Source organism: Streptomyces sp. NPDC047000, assembly GCF_040644295.1.
Lineage (GTDB): Bacteria > Actinomycetota > Actinomycetes > Streptomycetales > Streptomycetaceae > Streptomyces.
In genome coordinates this window covers 97,583-115,285 of the sequence record NZ_JBEYWE010000017.1, presented here as the reverse complement: position 1 = coordinate 115,285, position 17,703 = coordinate 97,583, and the positions used below count along the sequence as shown (strand labels likewise).

The window sequence follows — 17,703 nt, the reverse complement described above, 5'->3', positions numbered from 1 at the left end:
CGGCTCAGTGCCACCAGGGGATGAGGGCGTCCAGGTGGCGGCGCATCCGGTGCCTGGCCACCCCGGTGTCGCCCTGCACGATGGCGTCGAGGATGCGCTGGTGGACGTGCTGGACCTCGTCGGCGACCGTGTCGCCGGGCAGCGGCCGGTCGTGGCCCGAGGCGTGCCGGCGGAACAGCTCGGTGATGATGGCGAGGAAGAGCGCCAGCACCGGGTTGTCGGCCAGAGCCGCCAGTTCGGAGTGGAACAGGTCGGCCTTGCGGGTGTCGTCGGCCGGACCCTCGGTGGGCCGGCGGACGGCCCTGCCCAGGCGCTCGGCGATCTCCTGGTCACCGGCAGCGTACCGGGCGGTCACCCTGGCGACGATGCCGAGTTCGACCGCGTTGCGGACGATCCGCAGGTCGTCGGCGGTGACGCCCTGGTATTCGAGGAAGAGGGCCATGGTGTCGATGCTGGCCTGCGGCTCGGGCTCGGTGACGACCAGGCCGCCGCCGGGGCCGCGCCGCATCCGGGCCACCGAGTGGTACTCCAGGAGCCGCACGGCCTCCCTCAGGACGGCCCGGCTGATCCCGTAGCGGGCCAGCAGATCCGCCTCCGAGCCGAGGACCAGTCCGATCTGCCGGCCGCGTGCGGCGATGTCGTCGTGGATCCGGGAGGCCACCACCTCGGCGAGCTTGGCGCGCGGGCCCTCCACCAGCTCGGGCTCGATCACGTTCCCCGAGATCCGCGCGGACCGGCGCACCCTGTGTTTCTCGATCCAGGCGGCCACCGACTCCAGATGCGCCGTCAGCTCGGTCTGCGCGCGGGCCCCGTCGTCGGCGACGACGGCGTCCACGACGGCACGGTGCTCGCGGTGCGAGGTCTCCTTCGCCGCGTGCATCTCCGCCTTGGAGATACGGCGCGAGGTGTGGGCGTAGCGGGCGGTGAGCCGGGTGAGGACGTCGATGAACAGGTGGAGCACCGGGTTGCCCGACAACTGGCCGAGCACCGGGTGCAGGGGGTCCTGCGAGTGGACCGAAGGGTCGTCCCAGTGGTCGCGTTCGGAGCCGAGGGTCGCCCGGAGGACGGCGATGCCCTCCTCGGTGATGCGGTCGGCGGCCAGGCCCGCGGCGATCGGTTCGAGCAGCTGACGGGCCTGGAGCAGGTCGGTGACGCTGGTGCCGACGTATTCGAGGTAGATCACCATGGCCCGGGTCGCGGGTCCCGCGTCGGGGGCGCAGACGATCAGGCCGCCGCCGGGGCCGCGCCGCATCCGGGCGACCTGGTGGTGCTCGACCAGGCGCACCGCCTCGCGCAGCACCGCCCGGCTCACCCCGAGCCGCTCCCGCAGGTCCGACTCCGAGCCCAGCGACTCGCCGACGGGCCAGCCGCGGCGGATCACGGTCGCCTCGATGCGCTGCGCGGTCTGCGCGGCCAGCTTGCCGACCGGGGTGTCGGTCTCGCCGTCGGCGGGCTCGCGGTCGACGGCAGTCGCCATGGGGCCAACTCCTCTGCGGAAGCATTGCGGATCCCCAGTCTATTCGGCACCGGGGCAGGACCCCCGGGGCCGACCGTCCGACGTGGAGATCAGTTTACTGTTTTCGGCACAGACCCATGACAACCGGGTCTGTCGATGTTTAGAGTACCCTCATTTCGAGATCGCTTGCATGAGGACCGAGGAGTCGGCGGCGATGCGACTGGAACCCGCACCCGAACTGGACGCCTTCCGTGACAAGGTGCGCGCCTTCGTCGCGGAGCACGCGCCGGGCGTCAAGACCCACACCGGGGTACGCGCACCCGAACCGGAGCTGATGCCGGCGATCCGGGCCTGGACCGCGCGACTGTACGAAGCCGGCCTGCTCGGCATCGACTGGCCCGCCGAGTACGGCGGCCGGCCCGGCGCGCACCCCCTGGAACCGGCCGTCGTCGCCGAGGAGATCGCCCGCGCCCGTACCTGGGCCCCGGTCGGCGCGGCCGCGCTGGCCTCGGCGGCCCTCATCGAGTTCGGCACCGATGCCCAGCGGGCGCGTTTCCTGCCCCGCATCCGCTCCTGCGACGACATCTGGTGCCAGTTGTTCAGCGAGCCCGAGGCGGGCAGCGACCTGGCCTCGCTGCGCACCCGGGCGCGCCGCGAGGGCGAGGGCGACGACGCGGTGTTCGTGGTCGACGGCCAGAAGGTGTGGACGACCAACGGCCAGCACGCGGACCTGGGTTACCTGCTCGCCCGCACCGACGCCGACGCGCCGAGGCACCGGGGCATCACGGCCTTCGCGCTGGACATGCGCAGCCCCGGGGTCGAGGTCCGTCCGCTGCGCGAGATCACGGGCACCACCGACTTCAACGAGGTCTTCCTGGACCGGGTGCGCATCCCGGCGGCGAACGTGATCGGCCGGGTGAACGACGGCTGGCGGGTGGCGATGAGCAGCCTCGCCCGGGAGCGGTCCGGGGTGGCCGCCCGCGGCGTCGAACTGTTCGCCGTGCTGGACGATCTGGTGCGGCTCGCGCAGGAGGTGCCGGTCGGCGGCCGGGCCGCGCTCGACGACTCCGCCACCCGGCAGGAGATCGGCGAGCTCGCGGCCCGGGTCCAGGTGAACGCCGCGCTGGTCGCGCTGGCACAGTCCCGGATGCTGCACGGCACGGAACGGCCCGCGGACGCCCTGGTGGGCAAGGTCTTCTTCAGCGAGCTCAACCACGACCTGGCCGACCTCGGCCTGCGCCTGCAGGGCACCGACGGCCTGCTCACCGAGGACGACCCGGCAGCGGTCGCAGGGGGCTGGTGGCAGGACGCCCACCTGTACTCACGCGCGTACACGATCGCGGGCGGGGCGAACGAGGTGTTGCGGACACAGATCGCCGAGCGGGGTCTCGGTATGCCCAGAGAACCCCGCTGAGCTGGCAGAACACAGAGCGGGTCAGTCGCGGACAATCAATTGGACCAGTCGGTCGACAGCCATCGGACCACGGGGCACATATATTGATTGTACCGTTCGGTCTACGTAAGGTTCCCTCCGTCGTGCCGCCGAGAGAGCGAGGTAACCATGACCGAGAGCGTCGCCGGGACCGATGCCGCCGCGAACCTGCCGGAGTTTCCGTCACCCCGATCGGGCGAGTGCCCGTTCGCGCCCCCGCCGGGTCTGCTCGCCCTGCACGAGTCGGACAAGGCCGTCCTGCGCGTGAGGACCTGGGACGGCACGACCCCGTGGCTCGTCACCTCCCATGCGGCGCAGCGCGAGCTGATGACCGATCCGCGGCTCAGCGCCGACATCGGTGCCCCCGGTTACCCGCACACGACCGAGGCCATGAAGGCGCACGCGGCCGAGATCCAGCCGTCGGTCAACAACACCGACGGTGCCGAGCACACCCGCTGGCGCCGGATGCTGACGAACTCCTTCACCCGGCACCGGATGGAGAAGCTCCGGCCGGAGATCCAGCGGATCACCGACGACCTCATCGGCAGGATGCTGGCCGGACCCACACCGGCCGACCTCAACGAGGCCCTGTCCCTGCCGCTGCCGTCGCTCATGATCTGCGCGCTCCTCGGCGTGCCGTACGAGGACCACGACTTCTTCCAGGAGCATGCCGGGGTCACCAACGCCCGCTTCAAGACCCCCGAGGAGGCGGCCCGGTCGACGGCGGAGGTGCGCCGGTACATCGCCGGACTGATCGAGGCCAAGATGGACGACCCCGGTGAGGACGTCCTCTCCGACCTCGGCGCCCGGGTCCGGGAGGGGGTGCTCTCCATCGCGGAGGCGGCCCCGCTCGGGCACATCCTGCTCGTCGCCGGCCACGACACCAGCGCCAACATGATCACCCTGGGCACCGCACTCCTGCTGCAGAACCCGGGCCAGCTGGCCGCGCTGCGGGAGCACCAGGACGACCCGGAGTACGTGACCAAGGCCGTCGAGGAGCTGCTGCGCTACCTGACCGTCCCGCACCTGCTGGCCCGGCGGGCCGTGCTGGACGACATCGAGATCGACGGGGAGACCGTCCGGGCCGGCGAGGGTGTCATCGCCTCGCTGCCGGCGGCCAACTGGGACCCGGCGGCGTTCCCGGAACCCGACCGGCTCGACCTGACCCGTACCGCCTCCCACCACCACGCGTTCGGCTGGGGTCCGCACCAGTGCGTCGGCCAGCAGCTGGCCCGCATCGAACTGCACGTCGTGTTCAGCACGCTGTTCCGCCGCATCCCGACCCTGCGGCTCGCGGTCGACGTCTCGGAGCTGAAGTTCAAGGAGGACTCCCAGGCGTACGGCATCTACGGCCTGCCGGTCACCTGGTGACCGGCGCCGACCGAAGGGAGTGGACCCCATGGCCACGATGAAGTCCGTCAGGACCGGAGCGAAGAACCAGGTCGACGTCGTCGAGTGCGAACGCCCGGTGCCGGGCCCCAGGGACGTGCTGGTCCGGATCCGCGCCTGCGGGATCTGCGGCACCGACACCTTCTTCGTCCGGACGGGCGGCACCCCGTACAACGCCGAGGGCGGGTTGGTCCCCCTGCTGCTCGGGCACGAACCGGCCGGCGAGATCGCCGAGCTGGGCACCGAGGTCACCGGGCTGAAGGTCGGCGACCGGGTGGTGGTCAACCCGCAGGGCGTGCCCTCGGGGATCATCGGATGCGGTGGCGCGCACGGCGGGATGAGCGAGTACCTGCTGCTGGAGGACGCGGAGATCGGCCGGACCCTCGCCGTCCTCCCCGACACCGTGCCCTTCGACGTCGCCGCGCTCAACGAACCGATGGCGGTCGCGAGGCACTGCGTCAACCGGTCCGGGGCCGGCCCCGCCGACCAGGTGGTCGTGTTCGGCGCCGGGCCCATCGGCCTGGGCGTGACCATCTGGCTGAAGCTGCGCGGGGTCCGGCACGTGGTGGTCGCCGACATCGTCCCCGAACGGCTGGAGACGGCGCTGGCGGTCGGTGCCGACGCCGTGATCGACCCGGCCGCCGAGGACGTGTCCGCACGGCTGACGGAACTGCACGGCGAGGCGGCCGACGCCCTGGGCCGGCCCCGCCCCGGCACCGACATCTACATCGACGCCGCCGGTGCCGCCGCCGTCTTCAACACCACCGTCGGCACCGCGAAGTGGGGCGCCAGACTGGTGATGGTCGCCGTGCAGAAGCCCTCCGAGGCGATCGACCTCGGCGGGATGCTGCCCAGCGAACTCACCCTGATCGCCTCCCAGGGGTATCCGACCGAGATCTTCGAGGTGACGGCCGAACTCGTCGAGCACCAGGAGCGGTTCGCCAGGCTGATCAGCCACCGGGTGCCGTTCGCCGAGGTGAACCGGGCCTTCGAGCTGGCGCTGACCCCCGGCGCCGCCGAGAAGGTCGTGGTCGTCTACGACGACGAGGCATGAGCCGGTGCGGAAGGCGGAGTCCCGCTCCGCCTTCCGCACCCACGTCGCCGGGTCGTCACGTCCTCACAGCAGTTCGAGAATGGTCGCGTTGGCCGTGCCGCCGCCCTCGCACATGGTCTGCAGCCCGTAGCGGAGGTTCTCGCGGCGCATCCGGGCCAGCAGCCGGGTCATCAGGATGGCGCCGGAGCCGCCGAGCGGGTGGCCGACGGCGATCGCCCCGCCGAGCGGGTTGAGCCGCTCCGGGTCGGCGCCGGTCTCGGCGAGCCACGCCAACGGCACCGGTGCGAAGGCCTCGTTGACCTCGTAGACGCCGATGTCGTCCAGGGACAGCCCGGAGCGGCGCAGCACCTTCTCGGTGGCGGGGACCGGGCCGAGGAGCATGGTGATCGGGTCGGCGCCGCTGACCGCGCCGGTGTGGTAGCGGGCGATGGGGGTGAGGCCGAGTTCATCGGCCCGCTCAGGAGTGGTGACGAGCAGGGCGGCGGCCCCGTCGGAGATCTGGGAGGAGTTCCCGGCGTGGATCACGCCGTCCTCCTTGAACGACGGCTTGAGCCCGGCCAGTGTCCCGGGCGAGGTCCCCCGGCGCAGGCCCTCGTCGGTGCCGAACGTGGTTCCGTCGACGTCGACCGGCACGACGTGGTCGTCGAAGACGCCCGCGTCGATCGCCGCGGCGGCCTTCGCGTGCGAGGCGGAGGCGAACTCGTCGAGGCGGGCGCGGCTGAACCCGTAGCGTTCGGCGATCAGTTCGGCGCCGATGCCCTGGCTGAACCGGACGCCGTCGTAGCGGGCGACGACCGTGGGACCGTACGGCTGCCCCGTCGTCCGGTGCGAACCCAGCGGCACCCTGCTCATGGTCTCGACGCCGCCCGCGACCACCAGGTCGTACTGGCCGGACATGACGGCGTGCGCGGCCTGGTCGACGGCCTGCTGGCTGGAGCCGCAGGCCCGGTTGACGGTGACGGCCGGGACGTGTTCGGGCCAGCCCGCGGCGAGCACCGCGAACCGGCCGACGTTGCTGGACTGGTCGCCGATCTGGGTGACACAGCCCCAGACCACGTCGTCCACGGTGCCGGTGTCGATGCCGGTGCGCCGCACCAGCGCCCTGAGCACCTCGGCCGACAGATCCGCCGCGTGCACCGACGCCAGCAAGCCGTTGCGCTTGCCGATCGGGGTGCGTACGGCGTCGACGATGACAGCGTCTCGCATGACAACTCCTGGGTCGGGTCATTCGGGGAGCGGCACGCCCCAGTCGCGGAAGACCGCCCGGGTGTCGGCACCGACGGGCGGTGCCACCGGGCCCGGGCGGGCCGGGGTCGCCGAGAAGCGCGGGGCCGCGGCGGGCTGGAGCACTCCGTCGCGGGTGAACAGGCTGGCGCGGGCGGCCAGATGAGGGTGCGCCGCCGCCTCGGTCAGGTTCAGGACGGGCGCCACGCAGGCGTCGGTCCCCTCCAGCAGCGCCGCCCACTCGTCCCGGGTGCGCTCCGCGAACCGCTTCGCCAGCAGTTCGCGCAGGTGCGGCCAGGTGGTGCGGTCGTGCTGCCGGTCCGGGTCCACCCCCAGGCCGAGCAGGTCGACCAGGCGGCGGTAGAACTTCCGCTCCAGCGCCCCGACGGCGACATGGCGGCCGTCCTTCGTCTCGTACACGGCGTAGAAGGGCCAGCCGCCGTCGAACCGGTTGACGCCCCGCTCGTCGCGCCACTCGTCGCGGGCGAGTTTGGCGAAGGTGCTGGCGAGCAGGTGGGCGGTGCCGTCGACGACGGCCGCGTCGACGACCTGGCCCGCGCCGGTGCGGCCGACGGCGTGCAGCGCGGCCAGTACCCCGATGACGAGGTAGCAGCCGCCGCCTCCGAAGTCGCCGACGAGGTTCAGCGGGATCCGCGGCGGGCCGCCCGCCTCGCCGATGGCGCCGAGCGCACCGGTCAGCGCGATGTAGGTGATGTCGTGTCCCGCCGCGGCGGCCAGCGGTCCGTCCTGGCCCCAGCCGGTCATCCGGCCGTAGACCAGGCGGGGGTTGCGGGCCAGGCAGTCGTGCGGTCCGATGCCCAGCCGTTCGGTGACGCCGGGCCGGAACCCCTCGATCAGCACGTCCGCGCGCTCGACCAGGCTCAGCAGCGCGCCGGCGGCGGCCGGTCGCTTCAGATCCAGGACGACCGACCGCTTCCCCCGGTCGAGCACGGCCGCGGGCCCGCCCGCGTCGGACTCCTCCGCCCGGCCGGGCCGGTCCACCCGGACGACCTCCGCACCCAGGTCAGCGAGGAGCATCCCGGCGAACGGCCCCGGTCCGATCCCGCCGAGTTCGAGGACCCGGCAACCGGCGAGCGGCCCGCCCGGACCGGCGGGCGTCCCCAAGCGGCCGGTGGTGCCGGCCTCGGCGGCCATCGTCAGCGGCCCTTCCACGCCGGTGGCCGCTTCTCCGCGAACGCGGCCGCGCCTTCCCTGGCGTCCTCGGACCGGAAGACCGGCTCGGCGATGTCGAACTGCCTGTCCCATGCCTCGTCCGAGGTCCAGTCGGCGGTGTTCCGGGCGATCTGCTTGGTCGCCGCGACCGCGAGCGGGCCGTTCGCCGCGATGACCGTCGCGAGGCCGAGGGCGCCGTCCAGCGCGCCGCCCTCCTCGGTGAGCCGGTTGACCAGGCCGTACGCGGCGGCCCGCGGCGCGTCGATCGGCTGCCCGGTCAGCAGCAGTTCGAGGGCGATGGCGTACGGGATGCGGCGCGGGAGATGGAGTGCGGCGCCCCCGCGGGCGACCAGCGAGCGGGTCACCTCGGGCACGCCGAGCCGGGCCGTGCGGGCGGCGACCACCAGGTCGCAGGCGAGCAGCAGTTCGAAGCCACCCGCCAGGGCCCAGCCCTCGACGGCGGCGACCAGCGGCTTGCGCGGCGGGGTCAGGCTGATCCCGCACAGGCCGCGGCCCTCGATCGCGGGTGTCTCGCCGCGCAGCCACGCCTTGAGGTCCATGCCCGCCGAGAACGTGCCGCCCGCGCCCGTGAGCACGCCGGCGCGCAGCTCGTCCGACTCGTCCAGCTCGTCGACGGCGGCCGCCACTTGCTCGGCCACCGCGGCGTCCAGCGCGTTCCTCACCGCCGGGCGGTTGATCGTGATGACCTGGACCGCGCCACGCCGCTCCACCAGTACCTCGTCGGACACGCCTACCTCCTCGGATGTTCGCCGGTGACGGCGAATCGGGCCAGTTCATGGGCGACCATGCCGTCCAGGTCCGCCGCGGGCGGCGCGGGGAGCTCGACGGCCCGGTCGCGGGTGGGCAGCAGCACGACGGCCGTGCCGGGTGTGGTGACCTCGCCCCGCTGGTTCTCGCAGCGCACCTCGAGGTCGACCTCCGCGCGCCCGTCCGCCAGACGTTTGCCGACGACCGTGCCGCGCACCCAGGTGGTGTCGCCGAGGTAGTTGAACCTGCGGTGCTCGCAGCGGAGTCTCCACAGCCAGCCGTCGTCGCCGATCCAGTCGGTGAGCAGATGGCACAGCCAGGTCTCGCGCATGCCGCCGTAGTCGTAGGGGGCCGGCAGGCCCAGTTCCCGGGCCCGCTCCGGCTCCCAGTGCAGGCGCTGCACGGTGTCGGGGACGTTCAGCGGGTTGGGCGGGTAGAGGCCGGGCGCCTTGCGCCGGACCCGCGCGGCGATCCCGAACGCCCCGGGCGGGGTCAGCTGCATGCCCCAGCCCAGGTGCCACACGACCACGTCGGTGGTGGTCAGCGGTCCCTTCACCCGGGGCTGGAGCTGCTCGCCGATCTCCACGTCCTCCCAGTACCGCGGCTCGGCGCCGCGCCGGGTCTCGGCCGCGTAGGCCGCGTCGATCTCCGCCAGCTCCGCCGCGCCGTAGGGTGGTTGGACGAGCTGCTCCTTGGCCCGCTGCCTGGAGGTGTGCCGTTCGGCGTTGATCCAGGTGCCCCGCCGCACCGCGTGCATCTCACCGCGCCCGTTGGCGTACAGGTAGTCGTTGAGGACATGGGCCGTGCGCCCGCCGAAGCGGCTGGGTCTGACCTCCACGCCGACCTGGGTCTGCAGCACCCGGCAGCGGTCGCCCCGGCGCAGCGGGCGCCACCACTCGAACTCCATCACCGCCTGGTAGGAGCCGAGTCCGGCAAAGGGGTCGCCCCTGAGCAGCGCCCTGGTCCCGGCGTCGGGCGGCGGGGCGGCGTCCTCGCCCATCGTGTACAGGAAGGTGGGCGGTGCCAGCAGGTCGCCCCAGCGGGTGCCGGCCGCGTACCCGGGATCGCAGTACAGGGGGTTGTCGTCGCCGTAGCCGTAGGCGAAGTGGCGGGCGCCGTCCCAGGTCACCTCGTGGTTGTGCGGAGGGTTGCGCTGGGGCCGGGGGATGCCGAGGCGGCGCCGTGAGCGTTCGACGGCCTCGTCGGTCAGCACGCCGAACCGCTCCCCGGTCTTTGTCATCGATGCTCCTCCTTCTGTCCCAGCCGGTCCCGGACCAGGCCCAGCAGCTCCACCCGGCTGACCTTGCCGGAGGGGGTCCGGGGCAGGGCGCCGAGGACGACGATGTGGGCGGGCACCTCGTAGGGGGTGAGCCGGCCGCGGCACAGGGCGGCGAGTTCGCCGGGGTCAGGCGCGGGCCGGCCCGGCTCGGCCTCGACCGCCGCGACCGGGACCTCGCCGAGCCGCGGGTCCGGCAGTCCGGCCACGGCCGCCTCCCGGACGGCCGGGTGCGACTCCAGGACGCGGGCGACCGTCTCCGCCTGCACCTTGAAGCCACCCCGGATGATCGCGTCGTCCGCGCGTCCCTCGATCCACAGGAACCGGTCGGCGTCGATCCGGGCGAGGTCGCTGGTGCGCGCCCATACCCGGCCGCCGTGGGTGCTCTGTTCGGTCCTGACCTCCAGGCGGCCCGTGCGGCCGACGGGCAGTTCGGCGCCGTCCTCGCCGGTCACCCGGAGTTCCACGCCGTCGAAGGCGCGCCCGGCGCTCCCGGCCTTGCTCCGCCACCAGCGCTCGTGCAGCGGCAGCGTCCAGCCGGCCACCGCTCCGGCGAACTCGGTCGCCCCGTAGGTCATCAGCACGGGCACTCCGTACGTGCGGAAGAACCTGTCGGCGAGTTCGGCCGGGCAGGGTGCGGTACCGGAGGTCACGACCTGGAGGCTCGCCAGCCGCTGTCTGGGCACCTCGGCGTCGAGCACGGCACGGATCGCGGCCGGGACCAGGCTCGCCGCCCGCAGCCCGTACCGCTCCACCGCGTCGGCCCAGGGCGCGACGGCGAACTTGGCCATCAGCAGCATGCGGCGGCCGGTCGCGAGGCAGGCGAGCGCCCGCCACAGGCCGCCGATGTGCACGAGCGGGCTGGACACCAGCGAGGCCGACGGCGACAGCAGGCGCTCGGGATTCGGGATCTGGCCGCCGGAGACGAGCGCCTGGTCGAGCTGGGCGATGCGCAGGTGGACGCGTTTCGGGGGGCCGGTGGTGCCGGAGGTGAGCATCTCCACGGCAACGCCCGGGTCGGCCGGGGCGTCGGCGGGGACGCTGCCTCCGGCGGGCTTCACCGTGCCGTCCTGACCGAGTTCCAGTGCCGTGCCGTGGGCGGTCACCGCGTCCACCACACCGGCGCGGGCCAGCGGTTCGGTGCCGGCGACCACGACGGGCGGCGCACAGCGGTCGATGTCGGCCGCCAGCCGCTCGGCGGGCTGCAACGGGCTCAGCATCACCAGGCAGCGCCCGGAGGCGATCACCGCGGCCACCACGGCGATGTGCTCGGGCCGGTTCTCCAGGACGACGCCGACCCGGCCGCCGGGCGGCAGGCCCGCCTCCTCCAGCAGCGCCATGACCTCGCCCGCGGTCCTGCGGACCTGTCCCCAGGTCCACCAACGGCCCTCGTGCTCGATCGCCTCGGCCTCGGCGGCGGCCTCGCCGAGCAGCCGGGACAGACGGTCACGGATTCCCACGTGATCGGCCTTTCGTCGCCTCGGGCGCGGAGATCCCCACCAGGGCGGCCAGCAGCCGGCGGTGCGTCGCCGGGCTGCCGAGGAGGTGCTCGGAGGACTTCGCGCGTTTCAGATGGAGGTGGGCGTCGTGCTCCCAGGTGTAGCCGATGCCGCCGTGGATCTGGATGTTCTCCTTGGCCGCGTGGGTGTAGGCGTCCGCGCAGCAGACGGCGGCGACCGCGGCGGCCGTGGACAGCGCGAGGGAACCCGCACCGGGCTCGCCCCGCTCCGGCGGACCCGCCGCCACCGACTGGGCGTGGTAGACCGCCGACCGTGCCGCCTCGACCTTGAGGAGCATGTCGGCACACTTGTGCTTGACCGCCTGGAAGGAGCCGATCGGCCGGCCGAACTGCACCCGGACCTTGGCGTACTCCACGGCCGCTTCCAGACATGCCCGGGCTCCGCCGGTCTGTTCGGCGGCCAGCGCGACCAGCGCGAGGTCGGTCACCCGGCGCAGGTAGGCGGTGGCGTCCGCGCCCCGCGGGCCGACCGGCAGCGCGGGAGCGCCGTCCAGGTCGATCCGGGCCAGGCGCCGGGTCGGATCGAGCGTCTCCAGCCGGGTGCGGGTCACTCCGGGCGCCGTGCCCTCGACGGCGAACAGCCCGGGGCCGGTGGCCGCGCGGGCCACGACCAGGACGAGGCCGGCGCTGTGGCCGTCGACGACGAACATCTTCGTGCCCGACAGCCGCCAGGTTCCCTCGTCGCCGTCGCCGTCGCCCGGTCCGGGTACGGCCTCGGTCGTCACGTCCCCGACGGGCCAGGAGCCGTTCTGCTCGGCCGGCGCCAGGGTGCCGGTCAGCGAGCCGTCGGCGAGGGCGGGCAGCCAGCGTGCCTTGGCGGCCGCGTCGCCGGAGACCGCGAGGGCCTGGCCGGCCAGGGCCGCGGTCGCGAGATACGGGGAGGGCAGCAGGACCCGGCCCAGTTCCTCCAGGACGAGGCCCAACTCGACCGGTCCGCCGCCGAAGCCACCGTACTCCTCGGGCAACGCCAGCCCCAGCAGGCCGAGTTCGTCCGCCATTCGCCGCCAGAGCACCGGGTCGTGCCCGTCCGCGGACTCCATCGAGCGGCGCACGGCCTCGCTCGGCGCCTTGTCCGCGAGGAAACGGCGCAGCGTCAGCCGGAGTTCCTCGTGCTCCTCGGTGAAGGCCGGTGCCCCGTCCGCCCTGTCCTCGGCCGTCACCGGGGCGTCTTCGACCGCAGATAGGCGGCGAGGTCGGGGATGCGGGTGCGGTCCACGATCTCGATGCGGATGCCGGAGGGGGCCAGGTGGTAGGCGAAGACGGACGGTTCGCCGTCGATCACCGCGCAGGCCTCCAGGACGAAGCCCGCCGCCGCCAGCCGCTTCGACGTCGTCGCCAGGTCGTCGCAGAAGTAGCCGAGGTGGTGGGTGGCGATGTGGCCGGACGCCGTCCACGGGGTGCCGGGGATCTCCTGGACGAGTTCGATGTGCGGGGCGTCCAGCGAGTAGCTGTAGCGGAGTTCCAGCACCCGGTCGCCGTCCGCGAGCCGCACCGGCAGCCGCGCGGACATCGTCTCGGTCCACCGGTGTCCGGCGACCTCGCCGAGCCGGGCCTTCCAGACGTCCACGTCGTCGACCACGATCCCGGTGTGGTAGAGGTCCGCCGCTCGCAGGGGGTGTGCCATCGTCGGTGCCTCACCACTCCAGCCGGAGCGACGTGATGCCGTACATGTTGCCGTGCTGCCACAGCTCCTGGCCCGGGGTGATCCGGTAGTCCGGGATGCGCCGGTGCCACTCCTCGACCGCCACGTCGAGTTCCAGGCGGGCGAGGTGCGAGCCGAGACAGCGGTGCGGGCCGGAGCCGAACGCGATGTGGTCGGTGGCCCTGCGGCGCAGATCCACCTCCCGGGGGTTCGCGTACCGTTCGGGGTCGCGGTTGGTGACCGCGAGCGGGAGCATCACCATCTCGCCCGCCCGCACCGGGCAGCCGCCGACCTCGACGTCCCGGGTCGCCTTGCGCGCCGGGACGACGAACGAGTAGACGCGCAGGATCTCCTCGACACCGGTCCGGATCAGCGAGGGGTCGGCGAGGATCTCGGCGCGCTGCTCCGGGTGCGTGGCGAAGTGGTACAGCGCCCAGCCGATCGAGATGGGTACGGTGTCGAAGCCGGCCTGGAACATCAGGACGCAGAAGGCGTGCAGGTCCCGGTCGTCGATCGGTTCGCCGTCGATGGTCCAGCTCATGGCGTGCGAGAGCAGGTCGTCCAGGGGCGTCCTGCGGCGCAGCGCGATCTGCTCCTCGAAGTAGGTCGACACCTCCCGCATGGCGGCCAGTCGGCGGGCGCCGTCCGGGTCCTCGGTGTGCGAGAGGTGCAGCAGTTCGCGGGTCCAGGCGAGGAAGGTGGGGAGGTCCTGCTCGGGCAGGCCCATCAGGCGCATGAAGATCAGGGTCGGGAAGCGGCGCGCGAACGCGTCGAGGACTTCGGCGCCGTCGCGTTCCCGGAGCCCGTCGATCAGCTCCGCCGCGGTCCGCCGGACCTCGGGTTCACGGGCGGCGACGGCGGCCGGGGAGAAGTGGCGGCCGAGCAGACGCCGCCACACGGTGTGGGCGGGCGGGTCCAGCATCTCGGGTATCCACAGGAACTCCGGGTCCGGGTCGAGTGCCGTCACCGACGTGCTGGAGAAGGTCCGCCAGTCCTGGAGCGCCCGCTGTACGGCCGGGCCGTCGGTGACGACCCAGAAGCCGCGCGCGACGGTGCTGCGGAATCCGCCGTGGGTGCCGGCCATCTCGTCCCACCGTTCCTGGTGGCTGAGGACCGGTCCGCCGAGCCGGTTGTCGAAGTGGTGGGCGGGCACGCCCGCGCCGGTTCCGTCGGACTCGCCGGGCGTCGTCCCCATCACGGCTCCTTCCGTCCTGCGTCCGTCACGTCGCGTCGCCCATCGGCCCGGTGTCGTCGCACGTCCGTCGCGTCCCGGCGGACGCCCGTCATGTCGCAGCGCCGTCGATCTTGAGGGCGATGAGTTCGCCGTCGTCGAAGCCGAGCGAGCGCAGGATCTCGTCGGTGTGTTCCGCGAACTGCGGTGCCCGGGTGAGGACGGCCGGGGTCTCGTCGAACTGGACCGGGCTGGCGACCAGTTCACGGTCGACACCGTCGGCGTCCACGACGGGCGCGATGAGTCCGTTGGCCCGCAGCGCGGGGTCCTGGCCCACCTCCCAGGAGTTCTGCACCGCCGACCACTGCCCCTCGCCCCGGGCCAGGATCTCCAGCCACTCCGCGCAGGGACGCGAGGCGAGGAGACCGGCGACGATGTCGGCGGCCTCGGCGGCGTTCGCCATCAGCTTCTCGGTGCTGTCGAACCGTTCGTCGCCGATCAGTTCCTCGCAGCCCGCCAGCTTGCAGAACTCGGCCCAGTAGCGGCCCGGTTGCAGCATCGACAGCTCGATCCAGCGGCCGTCGGCGGTGCGGTAGGCGCCGATCAGGGGGTTGGTGGCCGAGCCGTACCGGGGCTGGGTCCGCGCCGGGAGCGGGCCGCCGGCCATCAGCGCCATGTTGACGGTGAACTGGGTAGCCCAGGCGCCGACCCCTATCAGGGACACGTCCACGACGGACGGTTCCCCGGTGGTGGCCCGGGAGTAGAGGGCGGCGGCGATACCGCCGGCGATGGTCATGCCGCCCATCGAGTCGCCGTAGGCACCGGCCGGCATCCGGGTCATGCGGTCGGCGCCGGGCGGGGTGACCCCGGCGGCGCTGCCGCCGCGCGCCCAGAAGGCCGTGCTGTCGTAGCCGCCCTTGCCCGCCTCTTCGCCGCGGGCGCCGAAGCCGCTGCCCCGGACGTAGATGATGTCGGGGTTGACCGCCCGCACGTCGTCGAGGTCGATACGGAGCCTGGCGCGCGCGTCGGGCAGGAAGTTCGTGAGGAACACGTCGCTGGAGCGGATCAGTTCCTCCAGCGCGGGGCGCGCCGAGGGATTCTCCAGGGCCAGGCCGACGCTGCGCTTCCCGCGGTTGGGACCTTCCATGATCGGGAAGAACGACGACCCCTCGCTGACCGCCTCGTACCCGAGCACCCGCACCAGCCCCCGCTGGGCGTCGCCGCGTTCGGCGTGCTCGATCTTGATCACGTCGGCACCCCAGTCGGCCAGCACGGCGCCCGCCGCCGGGACGAAGGTGAACTGCGCGACCTCGAGCACCCGCACGCCCTCCATCGGCCTCTGCATCCGACCGGACCTCCCCGAGTTCACCCTTGCGCGTACCTGCTATTACGGATACCCAATTGACTCCTTGCGGCTCCGAGTATGGACCCGGGTCGCCAAAAAGTATACTGTTTTTGTCATGCTGGATTTCACGATCGAACCTGACTTCCAGGCCAGGCTGGACTGGGCGGCCGCCTTCGTGCGCGAGGAGGTCGAACCGCTCGACCTGCTGTTCCCGCACGGCGGCGACCCCTACGACACCGGCAACGAGAAGGCCCGGGCGATCCTGCGGCCGTTGCGGGAGCAGGTCCGGGAGCAGGGCCTGTGGGCCTGCCACCTGGGTCCCGAACTGGGCGGCCCCGGCTACGGGCAGGTGAGGCTCGCCCTGCTCAACGAGATACTCGGCCGCTCCTACTGGGCGCCGACGGTGTTCGGCACCGCCGCCCCGGACACCGGGAACGCCGAGATCCTCGCCATGTTCGGCACCGAGGAGCAGAAGGCGGCCTATCTGCGGCCGCTGCTGGACGGCGAGATCGTCTCGGCCTTCTCCATGACCGAGCCACAGGCGGGCGCCGACCCCAAGGAGTTCACCTGCCGGGCCTGGCGGGACGGCGACGAGTGGGTGATCGACGGGGAGAAGTGGTTCTCCTCCAACGCCCGGTACGCGGCCTTCCTGATCGTCATGGCCGTCACCGACCCGGACGCGCCCCCGCACACCCGCATGTCGATGTTCGTCGTGCCCTCGGGGACGCCCGGCATCGAGATCGAGCGCAACGTCGGCACCATGGACGAGCGGGAGAACCTGGACGAGGGCATCCACGCCTACATCCGCTACCACCACGTCCGCGTCCCGCTCGACGCCATGCTCGGCGGCCCCGGCGAGGGCTTCGCGGTCGCCCAGGCCCGTCTCGGCGGCGGCCGGGTCCACCACGCCATGCGGACGGTGGGCAAGTGCACCCGTGCCTTCGACATGATGTGCGAACGGGCGCTGTCCCGCCGCACCCAGGGCACCCTGCTCGCCGACAAGCAGGCGGTGCAGCAGTTCATCGCGGACTCCTGGGTGGAGTTGCAGCAGTTCCGGCTGCTGGTGCTGCACACGGCCTGGCTCATCGACACCCAGCCGCACGGTGCCGCCCGCACCCAGATCGCGATGTGCAAGGTGCAGACGGCGAAGGTGCTGCACGACATCGTCCAGCGGGCGGTGCATCTGCACGGTTCGCTCGGCACCACCGGCGAACTCCCGCTCGCCAAGTGGTGGATGGCCGTCCCGAACCTCGCGCTGGCCGACGGCCCGACCGAGGTGCACCGCACCACGATCGCCAGGCAGTTGCTGCGGAACCACCGGCCGGCCGAGGGGTTGTTCCCCAGTGAGCACATCCCTCCGAAGCTGGCGGCGGCCCGCAAGCGGTACGCCCACATCATCGAGGACGACGGCCTCGCCGGCCGGGTGGACTCATGACCGCCGGACACGACCCGGTCGGCCGGGACGCCAGGTCCATCGCCCCGGCCGACCTGTTCGACCTGTCCGGGAAGGTCGCGCTCGTCACCGGAGGCAGCCGGGGGCTCGGCCGGGAGATGGTGCGGGCCTTCGCCACCGCGGGCGCGGACGTGGTGATCGCGAGCCGTAAGTCCGACGCCTGCGAGACGGTCGCGGCGGAGGTCCGCGAGCTGGGCCGGCGGGCGCTGCCGGTGGCCGCGCACGTCGGCCGCTGGGACGACCTCGGCCGTCTCACGGACCTCGCGTACAAGGAGTTCGGACGTGTCGACGTGCTGGTCAACAACGCGGGGATGTCCCCGCTGGCCCCTTCCTCGGCGCAGACCGGCGAGGAACTCTTCGACAAGGTGATCGGTGTCAACTTCAAGGGCCCGTTCCGGCTCACCTCGCTGATCGGGCAGCGGATGGCCGAGGGCGACGGCGGCTCCATCATCAACGTGTCGTCCTCGGGCGCGCTGTTCCCCCAGCCGAGGTTCGCCCCCTACGCCGGCGCCAAGGCCGCGCTCAACGCGCTGACGACCGCCTTCGCCCTGGAGTACGGGCCGACGGTACGGGTCAACACCATCTCCGCGGGGCCGTTCCTCACCGACGTCTCCAGGTCCTGGACGGAGGACAATCGGCGGCACACGCGCAGCGCGGTGGGGCGGCCCGGACAGCCCGAGGAGATCATCGGCACGGCGCTGTACCTGGCGAGCGACGCGTCGAGTTACACCACGGGGTCGCTGATCCGGGTGGACGGCGGCCTGTACTGAGAGGGCGGGCCGGTGGGAACCGCGCGACCCG

General features: G+C 72.8%; 15 protein-coding genes. 5 read left to right on the top strand and 10 right to left on the bottom strand.

Annotated elements, in window-relative coordinates; genetic code table 11:
• Positions 1–4: 4 nt before the first annotated feature.
• On the bottom strand, positions 5–1,477 hold the full coding sequence (locus tag ABZ862_RS24965) for an FCD domain-containing protein (RefSeq protein ID WP_360961892.1): 1,473 nt from the start codon (positions 1,475–1,477) through the stop codon (positions 5–7).
• A 193-nt stretch (positions 1,478–1,670) separates the two neighbouring features.
• On the opposite strand from ABZ862_RS24965, the gene ABZ862_RS24960 reads away from it, so the two are divergent.
• From ABZ862_RS24960 to ABZ862_RS24950, 3 genes are all read left to right on the top strand, one after another.
• Complete coding sequence (locus ABZ862_RS24960) at positions 1,671–2,870, top strand: acyl-CoA dehydrogenase family protein (RefSeq protein WP_360961889.1); 1,200 nt, start codon at positions 1,671–1,673, stop codon at positions 2,868–2,870.
• 147 nt (positions 2,871–3,017) lie between these two features.
• Positions 3,018–4,259 (top strand): cytochrome P450, encoded by a 1,242-nt coding sequence (locus ABZ862_RS24955; RefSeq protein WP_360961886.1) that lies wholly within the window; start codon positions 3,018–3,020, stop codon positions 4,257–4,259.
• Between the two features lie 28 nt (positions 4,260–4,287).
• Positions 4,288–5,331 carry an alcohol dehydrogenase catalytic domain-containing protein gene (locus tag ABZ862_RS24950; RefSeq protein WP_360961883.1) on the top strand — a complete coding sequence of 348 codons (1,044 nt, stop codon included), beginning with the start codon at positions 4,288–4,290 and terminating at the stop codon, positions 5,329–5,331.
• A 63-nt stretch (positions 5,332–5,394) separates the two neighbouring features.
• Here the strand turns inward: ABZ862_RS24950 and ABZ862_RS24945 are convergent, their stop codons facing one another.
• From ABZ862_RS24945 to ABZ862_RS24905, 9 genes are all read right to left on the bottom strand, one after another.
• Entirely contained in the window at positions 5,395–6,537 is a 1,143-nt protein-coding gene (locus tag ABZ862_RS24945; RefSeq protein WP_360961880.1) for a thiolase family protein, read from the bottom strand.
• A gap of 18 nt (positions 6,538–6,555) precedes the next feature.
• The gene (locus tag ABZ862_RS24940; RefSeq protein WP_360962048.1) at positions 6,556–7,710 is read right to left on the bottom strand and encodes a CaiB/BaiF CoA-transferase family protein; all 1,155 of its coding nucleotides are present in this window, start codon (positions 7,708–7,710) and stop codon (positions 6,556–6,558) included.
• Between the two features lie 2 nt (positions 7,711–7,712).
• Entirely contained in the window at positions 7,713–8,477 is a 765-nt protein-coding gene (locus ABZ862_RS24935; RefSeq protein WP_360961877.1) for a crotonase/enoyl-CoA hydratase family protein, read from the bottom strand.
• A 2-nt stretch (positions 8,478–8,479) separates the two neighbouring features.
• A complete protein-coding gene (locus ABZ862_RS24930; RefSeq protein ID WP_360961874.1) occupies positions 8,480–9,736 on the bottom strand; it encodes a MaoC family dehydratase N-terminal domain-containing protein in 1,257 nt (418 codons plus the stop codon).
• Positions 9,733–11,232 carry a class I adenylate-forming enzyme family protein gene (locus ABZ862_RS24925; RefSeq protein WP_360961871.1) on the bottom strand — a complete coding sequence of 500 codons (1,500 nt, stop codon included), beginning with the start codon at positions 11,230–11,232 and terminating at the stop codon, positions 9,733–9,735. The genes ABZ862_RS24930 and ABZ862_RS24925 overlap by 4 nt, the downstream gene beginning before the upstream one ends.
• Complete coding sequence (locus ABZ862_RS24920) at positions 11,219–12,451, bottom strand: acyl-CoA dehydrogenase family protein (protein WP_360961868.1); 1,233 nt, start codon at positions 12,449–12,451, stop codon at positions 11,219–11,221. The genes ABZ862_RS24925 and ABZ862_RS24920 overlap by 14 nt, the downstream gene beginning before the upstream one ends.
• Positions 12,448–12,915, bottom strand: coding sequence for a VOC family protein (locus tag ABZ862_RS24915; RefSeq protein ID WP_360961865.1), 468 nt, complete (start codon positions 12,913–12,915; stop codon positions 12,448–12,450). The genes ABZ862_RS24920 and ABZ862_RS24915 overlap by 4 nt, the downstream gene beginning before the upstream one ends.
• A gap of 10 nt (positions 12,916–12,925) precedes the next feature.
• On the bottom strand, positions 12,926–14,128 hold the full coding sequence (locus ABZ862_RS24910) for a cytochrome P450 (RefSeq protein WP_360961862.1): 1,203 nt from the start codon (positions 14,126–14,128) through the stop codon (positions 12,926–12,928).
• An 88-nt stretch (positions 14,129–14,216) separates the two neighbouring features.
• Positions 14,217–15,449 carry a CoA transferase gene (locus ABZ862_RS24905; protein ID WP_360961859.1) on the bottom strand — a complete coding sequence of 411 codons (1,233 nt, stop codon included), beginning with the start codon at positions 15,447–15,449 and terminating at the stop codon, positions 14,217–14,219.
• A gap of 115 nt (positions 15,450–15,564) precedes the next feature.
• Here ABZ862_RS24905 and ABZ862_RS24900 point away from each other — a divergent pair, with 115 nt between their 5' ends.
• The gene (locus tag ABZ862_RS24900; RefSeq protein WP_360961856.1) at positions 15,565–16,884 is read left to right on the top strand and encodes an acyl-CoA dehydrogenase family protein; all 1,320 of its coding nucleotides are present in this window, start codon (positions 15,565–15,567) and stop codon (positions 16,882–16,884) included.
• A complete protein-coding gene (locus ABZ862_RS24895) occupies positions 16,881–17,672 on the top strand; it encodes a glucose 1-dehydrogenase (RefSeq protein ID WP_360961853.1) in 792 nt (263 codons plus the stop codon). The genes ABZ862_RS24900 and ABZ862_RS24895 overlap by 4 nt, the downstream gene beginning before the upstream one ends.
• Positions 17,673–17,703 lie beyond the last annotated feature (31 nt).

What these genes read in the sequence shown, in the direction of transcription:
- ABZ862_RS24965 (WP_360961892.1), bottom strand. Translation starts at nt 1,477, where the DNA reads ATGGCGACTGCCGTCGACCGCGAGCCCGCCGACGGCGAGACCGACACC.
- ABZ862_RS24960 (WP_360961889.1), top strand. Translation starts at nt 1,671, where the DNA reads ATGCGACTGGAACCCGCACCCGAACTGGACGCCTTCCGTGACAAGGTG.
- ABZ862_RS24955 (WP_360961886.1), top strand. Translation starts at nt 3,018, where the DNA reads ATGACCGAGAGCGTCGCCGGGACCGATGCCGCCGCGAACCTGCCGGAG.
- ABZ862_RS24950 (WP_360961883.1), top strand. Translation starts at nt 4,288, where the DNA reads ATGGCCACGATGAAGTCCGTCAGGACCGGAGCGAAGAACCAGGTCGAC.
- ABZ862_RS24945 (WP_360961880.1), bottom strand. Translation starts at nt 6,537, where the DNA reads ATGCGAGACGCTGTCATCGTCGACGCCGTACGCACCCCGATCGGCAAG.
- ABZ862_RS24940 (WP_360962048.1), bottom strand. Translation starts at nt 7,710, where the DNA reads ATGGCCGCCGAGGCCGGCACCACCGGCCGCTTGGGGACGCCCGCCGGT.
- ABZ862_RS24930 (WP_360961874.1), bottom strand. Translation starts at nt 9,736, where the DNA reads ATGACAAAGACCGGGGAGCGGTTCGGCGTGCTGACCGACGAGGCCGTC.
- ABZ862_RS24915 (WP_360961865.1), bottom strand. Translation starts at nt 12,915, where the DNA reads ATGGCACACCCCCTGCGAGCGGCGGACCTCTACCACACCGGGATCGTG.
- ABZ862_RS24910 (WP_360961862.1), bottom strand. Translation starts at nt 14,128, where the DNA reads ATGGGGACGACGCCCGGCGAGTCCGACGGAACCGGCGCGGGCGTGCCC.
- ABZ862_RS24905 (WP_360961859.1), bottom strand. Translation starts at nt 15,449, where the DNA reads ATGCAGAGGCCGATGGAGGGCGTGCGGGTGCTCGAGGTCGCGCAGTTC.
- ABZ862_RS24900 (WP_360961856.1), top strand. Translation starts at nt 15,565, where the DNA reads ATGCTGGATTTCACGATCGAACCTGACTTCCAGGCCAGGCTGGACTGG.
- ABZ862_RS24895 (WP_360961853.1), top strand. Translation starts at nt 16,881, where the DNA reads ATGACCGCCGGACACGACCCGGTCGGCCGGGACGCCAGGTCCATCGCC.